This is a genomic window from Streptomyces sp. NBC_01390 (assembly GCF_045040105.1).
Classification (GTDB): domain Bacteria; phylum Actinomycetota; class Actinomycetes; order Streptomycetales; family Streptomycetaceae; genus Streptomyces.
The window spans coordinates 8,697,524-8,715,847 of sequence record NZ_CP109551.1 but is presented as its reverse complement, the minus strand read 5'-3'; the positions used below and the strand labels follow the sequence as shown (position 1 = coordinate 8,715,847).

At 71.0% G+C, this 18,324-nt stretch carries 3 protein-coding genes and 1 pseudogene; all 4 read left to right on the top strand.

The features are described 5' to 3' along the window. Nucleotides 1–103: 103 nt before the first annotated feature. Nucleotides 104–8,424: pseudogene (locus tag OG241_RS39245) on the top strand (beta-ketoacyl synthase N-terminal-like domain-containing protein); the annotation flags it as partial. Between the two features lie 60 nt (nt 8,425–8,484). After that, nucleotides 8,485–10,779, top strand: a complete 2,295-nt coding sequence (locus tag OG241_RS39240; protein WP_405826684.1) for an SDR family NAD(P)-dependent oxidoreductase — start codon at nt 8,485–8,487, stop codon at nt 10,777–10,779. A gap of 28 nt (nt 10,780–10,807) precedes the next feature. Next, nucleotides 10,808–17,419, top strand: coding sequence for a type I polyketide synthase (locus tag OG241_RS39235; protein ID WP_405822409.1), 6,612 nt, complete (start codon nt 10,808–10,810; stop codon nt 17,417–17,419). 40 nt (nt 17,420–17,459) lie between these two features. Continuing rightward, a complete protein-coding gene (locus tag OG241_RS39230; protein WP_405822407.1) occupies nt 17,460–18,287 on the top strand; it encodes a thioesterase II family protein in 828 nt (275 codons plus the stop codon). Nucleotides 18,288–18,324 lie beyond the last annotated feature (37 nt).

Here is an 18,324-nt window from a genome sequence, read left to right as displayed (position 1 = left end):
ACTGGCCGGCAGGGCCCCGCCGGGACGGGCCGCACGCCGTGACACCACCCATACGAGCCACATCATGTCGGGAGCTGAGATCTCAGTGGCCAACGAGCAAGAACTCCGTGACTACCTCAAGAAGGCCATCGCCGACGCTCGTGACGCGCGGAGGCGGTTGCGTGAGGTGGAGGACAGGGCACAGGAGCCCATCGCCATCGTCGGTATGGCCTGCCGTTACCCGGGTGGAGTTTCCTCGCCGGAGGATCTGTGGAACCTGGTCGCCAACGGTGTCGACGCTGTCGGCGAGTTCCCGGGCAACCGTGGCTGGGACCTGGAGAAGCTGTACGACCCGGACCCGGACGTGGCCGGAACCAGTTACTCCCGCGAGGGCGGTTTCCTGCACGACGCCGACCTGTTCGACCGGCAGTTCTTCGGGATGTCGCCGCGCGAAGCGCTCGCCATCGATCCCCAGCAGCGCCTGCTGCTGGAGACCACATGGGAGACCTTCGAGAGCGCGGGCATCGACCCGGCCAGCCTGCGCGGCAGCCGCACCGGTGTCTTCACCGGCCTGATGTACAACGACTACGGCTCCCGCCCCGACCTGCCCGCCGAGGGCAACGAGGGCTATCTCTTCAGCGGCAGCGCGGGCTCCATCGCCTCGGGCCGCCTGGCCTACACGTACGGCCTGGAAGGTCCGGCCGTCACGGTCGACACGGCGTGCTCGTCGTCGCTGGTCGCGATGCACATGGCCGCCGGCGCGCTGCGCAACGGCGAGTGCGACCTCGCGCTGGCGGGCGGCGCGGCCGTGATGTCGACGCCGACGGCGTTCATCGAGTTCTCCCGGCTGCGTGGCCTGTCGGCCGACGGTCGCTGCCGTTCCTTCTCCGAGGACGCGGACGGCACCGGCTGGTCCGAAGGCGTCGGCCTCCTCCTCGTCGAACGACTCTCCGACGCGCAGAAGAACGGCCACCCTGTCCTTGCGGTCATCCGGGGTTCTGCCGTCAACCAGGACGGTGCCAGCAACGGCCTCACCGCACCCAACGGACCCGCACAGGAACGCGTCATCCTCGCCGCTCTCACCAACGCCGGGCTCACCACCGCCGATGTGGACGTGGTCGAGGCTCACGGGACCGGCACGCGTCTGGGCGACCCCATCGAGGCGCAGGCCCTCCTCGCCACCTACGGCCAGAACCGCCCAGTCGACAAACCCCTCTACCTGGGCTCACTCAAATCCAACATCGGCCACGCCCAGGCCGCGGCCGGTGTCGGCGGCGTCATCAAGATGATCGAGGCGATACGTCACGGAGTCCTGCCCAGAACGCTCCATGCCCAACAGCCGTCGAGCCACGTCGACTGGGACGCGGGCGCGGTCGAGCTGCTGACCGAGGCCCGCGCATGGCCCGACGTGGACCGGCCCCGCCGGGCGGGCATCTCCTCCTTCGGCTTCGGCGGTACCAACGCCCATGTCGTGATCGAGCAGGCCCCTACCGAGCAGGCCCCTGCTGAGGACGCCTCCGGCAAGCAAGCTCCGGAGGAAGCCAGCCCAACCCCGGTCGCCCTCCCCGTCGTGCCATGGGTGCTCTCCGGCAAGACCGAGCAAGCCGTACGTGACCAGGCGAACAAACTCCTCGCCTTCGCCGGGGAGCACGGCGAGGGAGCCGACCTCGCCGTGCAGGACATCGCCTTCTCCCTCGCCACGGAACGCGCCACCTTCGAACACCGCGCGGTGATCACGGGCACCGACCGCTCCGAACTCCTGGATGCCGTACGCGCGTTGGCCGACGGGACGCCGCATCCCAGCCTGGTCACCGGTACCCGTACACCAGGCAAAACAGCATTCCTGTTCACCGGCCAGGGCGCCCAACGAGTCGGCATGGGACAGGAGTTGTACAAAACCTTCCCGGCCTACGCCGCCGCCTTCGACGAAGTCACCACCGCACTCGACCCACACCTGCGCCGGCCGCTCCACGACGTCATCACCGACGGCGGACCAGAACTCGACCGCACCGAATACACCCAACCCGCCCTCTTCGCCACCGAAGTCGCCCTCTACCGCCTGGCCGAGTCGTGGGGGCTGCGCCCCGACCACCTCTCCGGCCACTCCATCGGCGAACTCACCGCCGCCCACATCGCCGGCGTCTTCTCATTGACCGACGCCGCCACACTCGTCGCCGCACGCGGACGCCTCATGCAAACCGCACCAACCGGCGGAGCCATGGCCGCCATCCAAGCCAGCGAGGAAGAGATCACTCAAGCGCTGGCAGGCCAACCAGGCGCCATCACCATCGCCGCCCTCAACTCACCCACCTCCACCGTCATTTCAGGCGACACGGAAGCCGTCGAGCGCCAGATCGCGCGGTGGCGGGAACGAGGCCGCCGAGCCACCCGCCTCACCGTCTCGCACGCCTTCCACTCCCCCCACATGGACTCCATCCTCGACGAGTTCCATGCGGTGGCCGCCACGATCACGTACCACCCGCCCCGCATCCCCCTCGTCTCCACCCTCACCGGACGCCTCACCACGCCCGACGAACTGACCACACCCACCTACTGGACCGACCAGATCCGCAACACCGTCCGCTTCACCGACGCACTCAAAACCCTCGAAACAGCAGGCACCACCACCTACCTCGAAATCGGCCCCGACACCGTCCTCACCCCCCTCACCCAAACCACCAACCAAACCGCCACCGCCATCCCACTCCTACGCCGCGACCACGACGAGACCACCACCCTCCTCTCCGGCATCGCCCACGCCCACACCGCCGGCGTACGCGTGAACTGGGCCGCGTACTTCGCCGGAAGCAGTGCCGAGCGCGCCGCACGCCGTCTGCCGACGTACGCCTTCCAGCGCGAGCGCTTCTGGCTCGAAGCCGTGGACGTCCCGGCCGATGCCGCAGGCCTTGGTCTGATACCGGTCGGACACCCCATCCTGGGCGCTTCGCTGGACGTGGCCGCCCGGGACGAGTTCCTGCTGACGAGCCGCGTCTCGCTGCGTACCCACCCCTGGCTGGCCGACCACCTCATCCTCGGTACGACGCTGCTGCCGGGTACCGCGTTCGTCGAGCTCGCCGCTCGTGCGGGCGCGCAGGTCGGCACACCGCGCGTCGAAGACCTGACCCTGTCGGCGCCGTTGGTGCTGCCGGAGCAGGGTGGCGTACGGATCCAGGTCGCCGTCGGCGAGGCCGACAGCACGGGCAATCGGACCGTGGAGATCTACTCCCGACCCGAACAGGACACCCACGACACCCCCAACACCCAGGCAGACGGCTCGCCGTGGACGCGTAACGCCACCGGCACCCTCACCCCGTCAGCCGGCACTGTCGGAGCCGGGGAGTCTCTGGCGGTGTGGCCGCCGGCGGGCGCGGAGGAGGTGTCACTGGAGGGCGTCTACGACCGTCTGGCACACCTCGGTTACGCCTACGGGCCCGCCTTCCAGGGCCTCACCCGCGCCTGGCGCGGCAACGGCGAGATCTTCGCCGAAGTCGCCCTGCCCGAAGGCCCACACAACGAAGCCGGCCACTACCTGCTCCACCCCGCACTCCTCGACGCCGCCCTGCACACCCTCCTCCCCGGCGTGGTCGGCGAGAAGGGGCAAGCGAGGCTTCCGTTCGCCTGGTCGGGTGTCTCCGTCCACGCGGAGGGCGCCGCAGCGATCCGGGTCCGGTTCGCGGTGACCGACCAGGAGTCGGAAACGCTGGAGGCGTCACTGACGGTGGCGGACGGCACCGGTGCCCCGGTGATGACCGTCGATTCGCTGCTGCTGCGCCCCCTGTCGGAGAAAGCGCTGCGCGAGGCTGCCGCCGCCTCCACCACCGCCCCGGACGGCCTGTACGCAGTGCGCTGGAACCCCCTCCCCCAGACCGACACCACGACCGTCAACAGCACCGGCCCGTGTGAGGTGCTGGAAGCCGTGTCCGGGGGCCGGTCAGCTCGGGAAGTCCTGCACGACACCCTGCACGCAGTCCAGGACTTCCTCGCCGACGAGAGCAGGGCGGACAGAACGCTTCTCGTCGTCACCCGGGGTGCCGTCGCCACTCACGGCGAGGACATCACCGACCTCCCCGCCGCCGGCATCACCGGACTCATCCGAGTCGCACAGACCGAAAACCCCGGCCGGATCGTCCTGGCCGATGTGGAGCCCGGCACCGAAATCCCGACCGCCGCCCTCCTCACGACAGGCGAACCCCAACTCGCCCTCCGCGGCGGCACCTTCCTCGCCCCACGCCTCACCCGCGCTCGAGCAATACCGACTCCGAACCGCCCCGCTGGGACCACGGCACCATCCTCATCACCGGCGCCACCGGAACCCTCGGCACCATCCTCGCCCACCACCTCGTCACCACCCACGGCGCAAAAAACCTCCTCCTCCTCTCACGACGCGGCCCCAACGCCCCCGGCACCACCGAACTCACCACCCACCTCACCCAACTCGGCGCCCACAACATCACCATCACCGCCTGCGACGTCACCAACAAGCAAGCCCTGACCGACGTCCTCGAACAGATCCCCGCCGACCGACCACTCACCGCCGTCATCCACACCGCCGGCACCCTCGACGACACCATCCTCACCGACCTGACACCCCACCAACTCGACACCGTCATCGCCCCCAAAACCGACGCCGCCTGGAACCTCCACGAAGCCACCCACGGACTCGACCTGCACAGCTTCGTCCTCTACTCCTCCATCGCAGGACTCATCGGCAACGCCGGACAAGCCAACTACGCCGCAGGCAACACCTACCTCGACGCCCTCGCCCAACACCGCACCGCCCACAACCTCCCCGCCACCTCCCTCGCCTGGGGCCTCTGGAACCAGACCAGCACCATCAGCGGCGAACTCGACGAGACAGACCTCCGCCGCATCAAACGCCTGGGGCTACTGCCGCTGGACGCCGACGAGGCGATGAAGCTGTTCGACGCGGCCACCACGGGAACCGAACCACTCCTCGCCGTCAGCCGCCTGGACCTCACCGCCCTTCGCGCACAGGACCAGCCGCCCACTCCGCTGCTGCGCGCGCTCGTCCCGGCCGGCCCGCGCCGAGCGAGCACCGCGCCGGGCGGTGGCGACTCCTCGCTGGTCCAGCGCCTCGGCGCGCTGCCCGGGGTTCAGCGCGAGCAGACGCTCATCGACCTCGTACGCACCCAGGTCGCCCGCGTCCTCGGACACGCGGACACCAACTCCATCGAAGCCGACCGCGCCTTCCAGGACCTCGGCTTCGACTCGCTCACCGCAGTCGAACTACGCAACCAGCTCAACACCGCAACCGGACTACGACTGCCCAGCACCCTCGTCTTCGACCACCCCAACCCCACCGCACTCGCCTCACACCTGGCCTCCGAACTGTTCGGCAACGGGGAGACGGCGGCGGCAGTCGCCGCGGACTCCGCTTCCCTGGAGCCGATCGCGATCGTGGGGATGGCGTGCCGTTATCCGGGCGGGGTGTCGTCACCCGAGGACCTGTGGAACCTGGTCGCCAACGGTTCGGACGGGGTCGGTACGTTCCCCGCCAACCGTGGCTGGGACCTGGAGAAGCTGTACGACCCGGACCCGGACCACACGGGCACCTCGTACACCCGCGAGGGCGGCTTCCTGCACGACGCCGACCTGTTCGACCCCGAGTTCTTCGGGATGTCACCGCGCGAGGCGACCGCGACAGACCCCCAGCAGCGCCTGCTCCTGGAAACCGCGTGGGAGACGATGGAGAACGCCGGTGTCGTCCCGGCCCAGCTGCGAGGCAGCCGCACCGGCGTGTTCACCGGTGTGATGTACCACGACTACGCCACCACCGGCGGGCCTGTCCCGGAGGAGCTGGAGGGTTATCTCGCCGCCGGAAGCGCGGGCAGCGTGGCCTCGGGTCGCCTGTCGTACACCTTCGGTTTCGAGGGTCCGGCGATCACGGTCGACACGGCGTGCTCGTCGTCGCTGGTCGCGATGCACATGGCCGCCGGCGCGCTGCGCAACGGCGAGTGCGACCTCGCCCTCGCGGGCGGGGTGACGGTGATGGCGACGCCCACCACGTTCGTGGAGTTCTCCCGTCAGCGGGGTCTGTCGGTCGACGGTCGCTGCAAGTCCTTCTCCGAGGACGCGGACGGCACCGGCTGGTCCGAAGGCGTCGGCCTCCTCCTCGTCGAACGACTCTCCGACGCACACAAGAACGGCCACCGCGTCCTCGCGGTCATCCGGGGTACGGCCGTCAACCAGGACGGCGCCAGCAACGGCCTCACCGCACCCAGTGGACCCGCCCAGGAACGCGTCATCCGCCAAGCGTTGGCCAACGCCGGGCTGACCGCCGCCGATGTGGACGCCGTAGAGGCGCACGGCACCGGCACCCGCCTCGGCGACCCCATCGAAGCACAGGCCCTCCTCGCCACCTACGGCCAGAACCGCCCCACCGACCAACCCCTCTACCTCGGCTCACTCAAATCGAACATCGGCCACACCCAAGCCGCCGCAGGAGTCGGCGGCGTCATCAAGATGATCCAGGCCATGCACCACGGAGTCCTGCCCCAGACCCTCCACGCCGACCATCCCTCCACCCACGTCGACTGGGACGCGGGCGCGGTCGAGCTGCTGACCAAGGCCCGCGTATGGCCCGGGGCCGAAGGTCGGCCTCGGCGCGCGGGCGTCTCCTCCTTCGGCATCAGCGGCACCAACGCCCACGTCGTCATCGAGGAACCCCCGGTCACGGAGGAACCGGAGGAGAACACCGACGGACGCCCCATGTTGTCGGTGACCCCGTGGATTCTGTCCGGCAAGACCGAACAGGCGGTCCACGACCAGGCCGCCAGGCTGCTGGCCCACCTGGAGGCACACCCGACCCAGTCCGCGCAGGACATCGCCTTCTCCCTCGCCACCGAACGCGCCACCTTCGAACACCGCGCAGTCATCACAGGCACCGACCGCACCCAACTCCTCGACGCTGTACGGGCGTTGGCCGATGGCACACCCCATCCCAGCCTGACCACGGGAACCCGCACGCCCGGCAAAACAGCATTCCTGTTCACCGGCCAGGGCGCCCAACGAGTTGGCATGGGACAGGAGTTGTACAAAACCTTCCCCGCCTACGCCGCCGCCTTCGACGAAGTCACTAGCGCACTTGACCCACACCTGCCCCGCCCACTCCACGACGTCATCACCGACGGCGGACCAGAACTCGACCGCACCGAATACACCCAACCCGCCCTCTTCGCCACCGAAGTCGCCCTCTACCGCCTCCTCGAAACCTGGGGAATCACCCCCGACCACGTCACCGGCCACTCCATCGGCGAACTCACCGCCGCCCACATCGCCGGCGTCTTCTCATTGACCGACGCCGCCACGCTCGTCGCCGCACGCGGACGCCTCATGCAAACCGCACCAACCGGCGGAGCCATGGCCGCCATCCAAGCCAGCGAGGGAGAGATCGCCACGGCACTGGAGAACGAACCGGGCACGATCGGTGTAGCCGCCCTCAACTCACCCACCTCCACTGTCATTTCAGGTGACGTGGAAGCCGTCGAGCGCCAGATCGCGCGGTGGCGGGAACGAGGCCGCCGAACCACCCGCCTCACCGTCTCCCACGCCTTCCACTCCCCCCACATGGACTCCATCCTCGACGAGTTCCATGCGGTGGCCGCCACGATCACGTACCACCCGCCCCGCATCCCCCTCGTCTCCACCCTCACCGGACGCCTCACCACGCCCGACGAACTGACCACACCCACCTACTGGACCGACCAGATCCGCAACACCGTCCGCTTCACCGACGCACTCAAAACCCTCGAAACAGCAGGCACCACCACCTACCTCGAAATCGGCCCCGACACCGTCCTCACCCCCCTCACCCAAACCACCAACCAAACCGCCACCGCCATCCCACTCCTACGCCGCGACCACGACGAAACCACCACCCTCCTCTCCGGCATCGCCCACGCCCACACCGCCGGCGTACGCGTGAACTGGCCGGCCTACCTCGGGATCGGTGCCGCCGCCCCGGTGTCCCTGCCCACGTATGCGTTCCAGCGTCGGCGGTACTGGCTGGAGGGCAAGGCCTCCGCCACAGGCGGCGAGGCCGCCGGAGTGGGTTCGCTCGGGCATCCGCTGCTCACCTCCAAGGTGGAACTCGCGGGAGGCTACGGGGTGTTGTTCACCGGCCGGGTCTCGGCCGAGGCGCATCCGTGGCTGGAGGCGTACACCGTCATGGACACCCCGGTGCTGCCCACCGCCGCGCTGGTGGAACTCGTCGTGCGCGCCGGTGACGAGCTGAACGCGAACGCCCTGGCCGAGCTCACGGTCCACACCCCGCTCGTGCTCTCCCGGCTCACCTCTACGGAGATCCAGCTCACGATCGGCGACGCCGACGAGCGGGGCAGCCGCGCGTTCACCGTGCACGCCCGTACCGCCGACGAGAGCGCCTCCTGGACGACGTACGCGGAAGGCACCCTGACCCGAGGCGGCCAGCTGACGGGCCTCCCGGCCGACCGTGACAGCAGTGACAGCAGCGACGGCAGCGCGGAGGTGACCCTCGCCGACGAACTGCTGCCGGACGCCGTCCGCTACGGCCTGCACCCGGCGCTGCTGGCGGCGGCCGTCGGCGCACGGGAGCTCGCCGAAGCGGTCGCTCCCGCTCTCGCGGGCAGCGTCGTCGTGCCCGCCGAATGGCACGACGTACGGCTGCACGCGAGCGGCGCCACCGCCGTGCGCGGCCAGTGGCGGACCCTCGACGAGCGGGCCGTCGCGATCCGGCTCACCGATGCCGCCGGCGGGCTGGTTCTCAGCGTCGGCCGACTGGTCTTCCACGACGTACCGGAGGACCGGTTCACCGCCGCCGACAGGGCCGCGCCGCCCCTCTACCGCACCGAGTGGGTCAGCACCGTACTTCCGTCGGCCGAAACCCCGCTGCGCTGGGCCGAGTTGGGGGCGTACGACCGCGATCGCGCCGGCACCACCTACGCGACCCTCGCCGAAGCGGCGGAGGCCGTCGCGGCCGGTGCCCCCGTGGACGCCCTTCGGGTGTGGGCCCGGGGCCACGCGGGCACCCCCGTGCTCGACGACCTGCGGCTGCGTGCCCACGAGGCTCTCGCCTTCGTACAGGAGTACCTGGCCGACGAACGTCTCGCCGAGGTCCCGCTGGCCGTGGTCACCCGTGGCGGCATCGTCGACGGTGACGAGACCGCCGACCTCGCCCTCGCCGGCATCCGTGGTCTGATGCGCTCCGCTCAGGCCGAGGCACCGGGCCGGATCTTCCTCCTCGACCTGGAGCACTCGCCCGGCGGCAACAACCGCCTGGACAACGACCTGCACGATCTCGACGCACTGTGCTCGGCTGTCGTCGCCGCCGATGAGCCGCAGGCCGCCGTGCGCAACGCGGGTCTCCGTCTGCCGCGCCTGCGGCGCAGCGGTTTCGACACCGCCCTGTCGGGGCTCGCCGGTATCAGTCTGCCCCCCGAGGGCACCGTTCTGATCACCGGCGGCACCGGTGCCCTCGGCGCCCTGGTGGCCCGGTGGCTGGTCTCCCGGCACGGTGTACGGCACCTGTTGCTGGTCAGTCGCGAGGGCACCGCCGCGTCGGGCGCCGAGGCCCTCGTCGCGGACCTCGCGAAGCTCGCGGGCGTGGGCGCCACGGTCACGGTGGTGGCCGCGGACGCCGGGGACCGCACAGCGCTGGCGGGGGTCCTGGCCGCGGTCCCGGCCGAGCACCCGCTCAGCGCGGTCGTCCACACCGCGGGCGCGCTCGACAACGCGCTGATCGGCGACCTGACGCCGGAGCGGCTGAACGCCGTGCTCGCGCCGAAGGCCGAGGCCGCCTGGCATCTGCACGAACTGACCAGGCACCTGGACCTGTCCGCGTTCGTCATGTTCTCGTCGAGCGTCGGCACCCTCGGGGGACCCGGCCAGGCCAACTACGCCACCGCCAACGCGTTCGTGGACGCGCTGGCCGCTCTGCGCGCCGCGCAGGGTCTGGCGGCCACCGCTGTCGGCTGGGGCCTGTGGGACGCCGACGAGATCGGCGGCGGCATCAACGCCGACCTCGGCGAGGCGGACCGCAAACGGTATGCGCGGGAAGGGTTCAGACTCGTCCCCGCGCAGGAGGGGCTCGGCCTGCTGGACGCGGCGCTCACCGGCGGTGAGGCCCAGTACGTGGCCCTGCCGCTGGACGTCTCGGCCATGAGGGCGCACGGTCGGGTACCGGCGATGTACCGGGCCCTGGCCCGGGTGCCGGGCCGCCGGGACGCCGCGAACGGCGCCGCCGACACGGGCACGGTCACCGGTGCGGCGGCGTTGGCGGCGCGACTGGGGGCACTGTCCGGAGCGGAGCGCCACGAGGCCGTGCTCGATCTGGTCCTCGGCGAGATCGCGGCGGTCCTCGGCCACGCCGGGGCCGACCAGGTCGGTGCGGACCGCGCCTTCCAGGAGCTCGGCTTCGACTCACTGACCGCGGTCGACCTGCGCAACCGGCTGATGGCCCGTACCGGGCTGCGGCTGCCGTCCACGCTGGTCTTCGACCAGCCGAACCCCGAGGCACTCGGCGCCCATCTGCTGGACCGGCTGGAACTGGGCGACGGGCCGGGCGGCAAGCCCGCGCTGGCGGAGCTCGACCGGCTGGAAGCCGCCCTGCTCGGCGCGGACGCCCCCGGCGACGAGACCCGCTCCACGGTAACCGCCCGTCTCCAGGCTCTCCTGGCACGGCTCACGGAGGCGGACGCGCCCGAGGACGACGACGCGGCGGACGTCACCGAGTCGATCGAGACGGCCTCGGCGGACGACCTCTTCGCCTTCATCGACAACCAGCTCGGCCGTTCCGCGAACTGATCGCCCCCCTGAGGAGAAGCGAACCACCATGGCTACTGAGCCCAGCGACCAGTCCGAGAAGAACCCCCGCGCAGCCCAGGAACAGAGCAGCAAGCTGAGCAAGGAGCAGAGCAACGAGGAGAAGCTGGTCGAGTATCTGAAGTGGGTGACGGCCGACCTGCACAAGGCCAGGCAGCGGATCACCGAGCTGGAGACCGCCCAGGACGAGCCCGTCGCCGTCGTCGGCATGGCGTGCCGCTACCCGGGTGGGGTGTCCTCACCCGCCGACCTGTGGAACCTCGTCGTCAACGAGGTGGACGGCATCACCCCTTGGCCCACGGACCGCGGGTGGGACGTGGAGGGCCTGTACGACCCGGAGCCTGGCAAGGCGGGCAGGTCGTACACCCGCGAGGGCGGATTCCTCGACGGCGCCGCCGAGTTCGACGCGTCGTTCTTCGGTATCTCGCCGCGCGAGGCCCTGGGCATGGATCCGCAGCAACGCGTTCTCCTGGAGACCGCGTGGGAGGCGTTGGAGAGCGCCGGCATCGACCCGGCGGACCTCAGGGGCAGTCGGACCGGCGTGTTCGCCGGGCTTGTCGAGCAGAGCTATCTCGACCGCGAGGGCCCGGAGGAGCTCGAGGGCTACCTCATGACGAGCAAGCTCTCCAGCGTGGCCTCGGGCCGCATCGCGTACACCTTCGGCTTCGAGGGTCCCGCCGTCTCGATGGACACGGCCTGCTCCTCCTCCCTGGTGGCCCTGCACATGGCCGTGCGGTCGCTGTGCGCGGGCGAGTCCACGCTCGCCCTCGCGGGAGGCGTCACGGTCTCCGGCTCACCGAACGGCTTCGTGGACTTCTCCCGTCAGCGCGGTCTGTCGGCCGACGGTCGCTGCAAGTCCTTCTCCGAGGACGCGGACGGCACCGGCTGGTCCGAAGGCGTCGGCATGCTCGTCGTGGAGAAGCTGTCGGACGCGCGGAAGAACGGCCACCGCGTCCTCGCGGTCATCCGGGGTACGGCCGTCAACCAGGACGGCGCCAGCAACGGCCTCACCGCCCCCAGTGGACCGGCCCAGGAACGCGTCATCCGCCAGGCACTCGCCGACGCGGGCCTGACCGCCGCCGATGTGGACGCCGTCGAGGCGCACGGCACCGGCACACGTCTGGGCGACCCCATCGAGGCGCAGGCCCTCCTCGCCACCTACGGCCAGAACCGTCCCACCGACAGACCCCTCTACCTCGGCTCACTCAAATCGAACATCGGCCACTCCGTCGCGGCGGCAGGTGTCGGCGGCGTGATCAAGATGATCCAGGCGATACGCAACGGGGTGCTGCCCAAGACCCTGCACGCGGACCGGCCTTCGAGCCACGTCGACTGGGACGCGGGCGCGGTCGAGCTGCTGACCGAGGCCCGCGCATGGCCCGACGTGGACCGGCCCCGCCGCGCGGGCGTCTCCGCCTTCGGCGTGAGCGGCACCAACGCCCACGTCATCATCGAGCAGGCCTCTACCGAGGACGCCTCCGCCAAGGAGGCTCCCGAGGAAGCCGGACCAACCCCGGTCGCCCTCCCCGTCGTGCCGTGGGTGCTCTCCGGGCGAACTCCGGCCGCCGTACACGACCAGGCCGCCAGGCTGCTGGCCCACCTGGAGGCACACCCGACCCAGTCCGCGCAGGACGTCGCCTTCTCCCTGGCCAGGGAACGTGCCGCCTTCGATCATCGTGCGGTCATCACAGGCACCGACCGCACCCAACTCATCGACGCCCTAAGCGCGTTGGCAGACGGCACCACACACCCCAGCCTGACCACCGGAACCCGCACACCAGGTAAATCAGCATTCCTGTTCACCGGCCAGGGCGCCCAACGAGTCGGCATGGGACAGGAGTTGTACGAGACCTTCCCCGCCTACGCCGCCGCCTTCGACGAAGTCACTAGCGCACTCGACCCACACCTGCCCCGCCCACTCCACGACGTCATCACCGACGGCGGACCAGAACTCGACCGCACCGAATACACCCAACCCGCCCTCTTCGCCACCGAAGTCGCCCTCTACCGCCTGGCCGAGTCGTGGGGGCTGCGCCCCGACCACCTCTCCGGCCACTCCATCGGCGAACTCACCGCCGCCCACATCGCCGGCGTCTTCTCATTGACCGACGCCGCCACACTCGTCGCCGCACGCGGACGCCTCATGCAAACCGCACCAACCGGCGGAGCCATGGCCGCCATCCAAGCCAGCGAGGAAGAGATCACTCAAGCGCTGGCAGGCCAACCAGGCGCCATCACCATCGCCGCCCTCAACTCACCCACCTCCACCGTCATTTCAGGCGACACGGAAGCCGTCGAGCGCCAGATCGCGCGGTGGCGGGAACGAGGCCGCCGAGCCACCCGCCTCACCGTCTCGCACGCCTTCCACTCCCCCCACATGGACTCCATCCTCGACGAGTTCCATGCGGTGGCCGCCACGATCACGTACCACCCGCCCCGCATCCCCCTCGTCTCCACCCTCACCGGACGCCTCACCACGCCCGACGAACTGACCACACCCACCTACTGGACCGACCAGATCCGCAACACCGTCCGCTTCACCGACGCACTCAAAACCCTCGAAACAGCAGGCACCACCACCTACCTCGAAATCGGCCCCGACACCGTCCTCACCCCCCTCACCCAAACCACCAACCAAACCGCCACCGCCATCCCACTCCTACGCCGCGACCACGGAGAGGCGCAGTCGCTCGTCCAGGCCGTCGGTACCCTGCACTCCCACGGTGTACGGGTGGACTGGCCGGCCTTCTTCGCCGGAACCGGTGCCCGTCGGGTCGCCGGGGGCCTGCCCACGTACGCCTTCCAGCGGGAGCGTTACTGGGTCAAGTCCGCCACGCGGACCACCGATGTCCCGGGCCTCGGTCTCCAGCCGGGCGGCCACGCGTTGTTCGGTGCCAAGCTGGAACTCGCGGACGGCGAGGGCGCGTTGTTCACTGGCCGGGTCTCCGCGCGCAGCCACCCGTGGCTGGCCCGGCACAGCGTTCTCGGCGCTGTCGCCGTGCCGCCGGAGGCACTGGTCGACGCCGTCGTGCGCGCCGGTGACGAACTGGGGACGGGCGCCCTGGAGGCACTGGTCGTGCATGCCCCGCCGACCCTGCCCGCGGACGGCCCGCTCCAGCTCCAGTTGTCCGTCGAGGAGCAGTCGGCCGGGAGCGCGTCGCGATCGTTCACGCTGCACACCCGGCCCGACGGCGCCGACGTGCCGTGGTCGGCGTGCGCGAGCGGACAGCTCGGTATCGGCCCGTCCAGGGCGTCCTTCGGGCCGGTAGCCGCCTGGCCACCCGCCGGGGCCACCGCGCTCGCCCTCACTGAGGCCGACGCGGACCACGGTGTCGTCGCCGCCTGGCGACTCGGCGCCGAGGTGTTCGCCGACGTCGTCCTCGACGAGGAATCGCAAAGTGAGGCCGCCGACTTCGGCCTGCACCCGGCCCTGTTGCGCTCGGCCCTGCGCGCCGCCGTTCGCGCCGGTGCGGATGCCGATGCGGATGCCGGTGCGGACGATGACGGGACGAGGCTCGCCGTCGAGTGGCGCGGCTTCCAGCTGTACGCGACCGGCGCCACCGCCCTGCGCGTCCACGTGGTTCCCGGGGGCGAGCACACGGTCGCCCTGCGCCTCGCCGACCGCTCGGGCCAGCCCGTGGCCGTCGCCCGAGCCGTCACGTCGCGGCCGGTGGATGCCGACGCGGTGCGCGACAGCCTGGAACGGGACGCCGACATGCTGCTCTTCGTCGACTGGCAGGCCGCCTCGCTGCCCGCTCCGGTCACCCCGCCCGCCCTTCTCGTCCTCGGCGCGACCGGCGACCGTACGAGTCTCTCCGAGGCCGCCGCCCGCGCCGGGACCGGCGAGGTCGACGCGGTCGTGGTGTGCGGGCCCGCCCTGGACGCGGGGCGGACCGATGCCGTCGCCGCCCTGCACGCGCACACCCGCGCCGCCCTCGACCTGGTCCAGCGGTGGCTGGCCGAGGAACCCACCGGTGCCGTACCGCTGGTCGTGGTGACCCGGGCCGGTGTGGCCACCGGCGGCGGGGAGTCCGTGGACCCGGCGGGCTCCGCCGTCTGGGGGCTGCTGCGCTCGGCACAGTCGGAGTCCCCGGGCCGGATCGTCCTCGTGGACAGTGACACGGACGGCCTCGACGGTCTCGACGCCGTCGACGACCTCGGCTCCCTCGGCGACCTCGCGGGCCCCCTGTCCGCCGTCGTCGCCTCCGGTGTGGCCCAGGCCGCGATCCGCGACGGCCGCGTCCTGCTGCCGCGCGTGCTCCGCGTTCCGCGTGGTGCGGACGGTGCCGCCCGTTCCGGTTCCTGGAATCCCGAGGGCACGGTCCTGATCACCGGGGGTACCGGAAGTCTCGGTGCCGTGTTCGCCCGTCATCTGGCGCGCGAACACGGCGTACGGCACCTGCTGCTGGTCAGCCGGCGCGGCCCCGACGCACCGGGTGCCGACGGGCTCCGCGCCGAACTGGCGGAGCTGGGCGCCACGGTGACCGTCCTCGACGCCGACACCGCCGACCGCGCCGCACTGGCGGCCGTCCTCGACACCGTACCGATCGGGCATCCGCTGACCGGTGTCGTCCACCTGGCCGGCGTCATCGACGACGGTCTGATCACCGACCTGACCCCGGAGCGGCTCGCCGGCGTGCTCGCGCCCAAGGCCGACGCCGCCTGGCATCTGCACGAACTGACCAGGCACCTGGACCTGTCCGCGTTCGTCATGTTCTCCTCCGTCGCGGGTGTGATCGGCGGCGCCGGACAGGCCAACTACGCGGCGGCGAACGCCTTCCTGGACGGGCTCGCCGCCCTGCGCGCCACCCAGGGCCTGCCCGCCACCTCGGTGGCGTGGGGCCTGTGGGCCCAGCCGTCCGGGATCACCGGCGACCTCGACGAGGCCGACATCGCCCGTATCACCCGCGCCGGTTTCGGGGCGATCTCCACGGACCAGGGGCCCCGGCTGCTGGACCTCGCCCTCGCCCTGCCCCACCCCGCCCCGGTCGTCACCCCGCTGGACCTCACCGCGATGCGCGAGCGTCCCGCGCTGGTGCCGCCGCTGCTCGCCTCTCTGGTGCGCAGGCCTGTACGGCGCGCCGCGAACAACTCCGAGCAGACCGTGGGCGACCTGGCGCGGCGTCTGGCCGGAGCCGGCGAACACGAGGGACTCGCTCTCGTCCTGGACGTGGTGCTCGCCGCGACGGCGGCGGTTCTCGGGCACGGAGACCCGTCGTCCCTCGATGCCGAACAGCCCTTCGTCCGGCTCGGGTTCGACTCGCTCACCTCGGTGGAGCTGCGCAACCGCCTGGTGGCGGAACTGGAGGTGCCGCTGCCCGCGACCGTGGTCTTCGACCACCCGGGTCCGCGCGCCATGGCCCAGTTCCTGCGGCTCGCCCTGACGAGCGGCGCGGACGGCGACGCGGGCGGGGCCGCGGCGGCCCACCCGGTGGAGGACTACGTGGCGGAGATCCACCTGGACGAGACGATCCGGCCCGCCGAGGAGGTCGTACGTCTGGTGGACGACCCGGCGGAGATCTTCCTGACCGGCGCGACCGGCTTCCTCGGCGCGTTCCTGCTGCGTGACCTGCTGCGCGGCACCCTGGGCACCGTGCACTGCCTGGTCCGTGCGCTCGACGAGGCGGACGGCCTGCGGCGGCTGCGCGAGAACCTGGAGTACTACCGCGTCTGGGACGAGGTGGACCCGGCCCGGCTCAGGGTCGTCGTCGGGGATCTGGCCGAGCCCCGGTTCGGGCTGGGCGAGGAGGAGTTCGACGAGCTGGCCCGCACGGTCGACGTCGTCTACCACGCCGGTGCCAAGGTGCACTGGCTGCATCCGTTCGCCTCGTTGAAGGCGGCCAACGTCCGTGGCACGGAGGAGATTCTGCGGCTCGCCGCCCGCCACCGCACCGTCCCGGTCCACTATCTGTCCACGACCGGTGTCTTCGCCGGCACGGGAGGACGGGGCAAGCCGCTGCGGGTGGACGACGCCACTGGTCCGGCCGAGGCGCTGCCGAGCGGCTATCTGCGCAGCAAATGGGTCGCCGAGCAGGTCATCGCCATCGCCCGCGACCGGGGTCTGCCGGTGACCGTCTACCGCGTGGACGTCGTCTCCGGCGACCAGGACAACGGAGCCTGCCAGACCCGCGACTTCGTGTGGCTCAGCCTGCGCGGCCTGATCCAGGCGGGCGCGGTCCCGTCCGGTCTGGACGCCGAGGTCCCTCTCACCCCCGTGGACTACGTCAGCTCCGCGGTGGTCGCCCTGTCCACGTCGGCACGGGCCGACTCGGGCACCTTCCACCTCTACAACCAGAGCCACATGACGTTCGCCGAGTTCATTACCGAGCTGAGGACGAGGGGTTACCCGCTGAAGGAGCTCGACTGGAACTCCTGGAGCACACTCGTGAGGTCGGACCCCGACAACGTGATGCTCCCGCTGCTGGACGCGTTCGAAATGATGGCGAAAGGCAACGGAACCTTCTACCCGCCGGTCGACACGAGCGCGGCCGAACTGGCCTTGAAAGACACGGGAGTCGAGTGCCCGAAGATGACGGTCGACCTGTTCGGGCGGTACGTCACCTTCTTCACGGAAGCCGGTTTCTTCCCGCCGGTGGACGTGGACGCGTACCAGTCCTCCTGATCCCCGTCCCCCTGATCTCCCTGATCCCCCACAGCCGTACGTGACGACAAGCCGCGGCCTCGCCTCCGTTCTGCCGGACGAGGCGGGGCCGCTGCTGGATTGGACCGACATGTCCGGAACGGAGAGCCGCTGGTTCAGGCGGTTCGTGAGCACCACGGGCGGCGACGGGCTCCGGCTCGTCTGCTTCCCCCACGCGGGCGGCGCGGCCAGCGCCTATCTGGGGCTGGCCCGCGCCCTGGCGCCCGACATCGACGTGCTGGCCGTCCAGTATCCGGGCCGTCAGGACCGCCGCCTGGAGCCTGCCCTGACCTCCCTGACCCACCTGGCGCGTGCCGTCGCGGAGGAACTGGCCCGCGAGCCGCAGCATCCGTACGCCTTCTTCGGCCACAGCATGGGTGCCGTCATCGCGTACGAAACGGCCCGGGTGCTCTCCGAGTTCGGCCTGCCCACCCCGCAGCGACTGGTCCTCTCCGGCCGCGGCGCCCCGAGTCCCGAGCCGCCGGCCCGCGACCGGCTGTCGGGGGACGCGGCGCTGATCGCCGAGATCCGCCGCCTCGGCGGCACGGGCGGCCAGGTCCTGGACGACCCCGAACTGCTGGAGATGGTGATGCCCACGCTCCGCGCGGACTACGGCGCCCTCGGTTCCTACCGCTGGCGGCCGGGACCTCCGCTGGACATCCCGCTGACCGTCATGATCGGCACCTCCGATCCGATCGTCACCGTCGACGACGCCCGCGGCTGGCTCGCCCATTCCACCGGCCCGGGCGACCTCCTCACCTTCGACGGCGGCCACTTCTACCTCGACGCCCGGCTTCCGTCGGTGGCGGAGGCGATGCGCACGGTCCTGGGGCAGCCCGCGACGGTGTGAGAGAAGCGGAGGGGTGTGTACGGGGTGGGGCGGACCG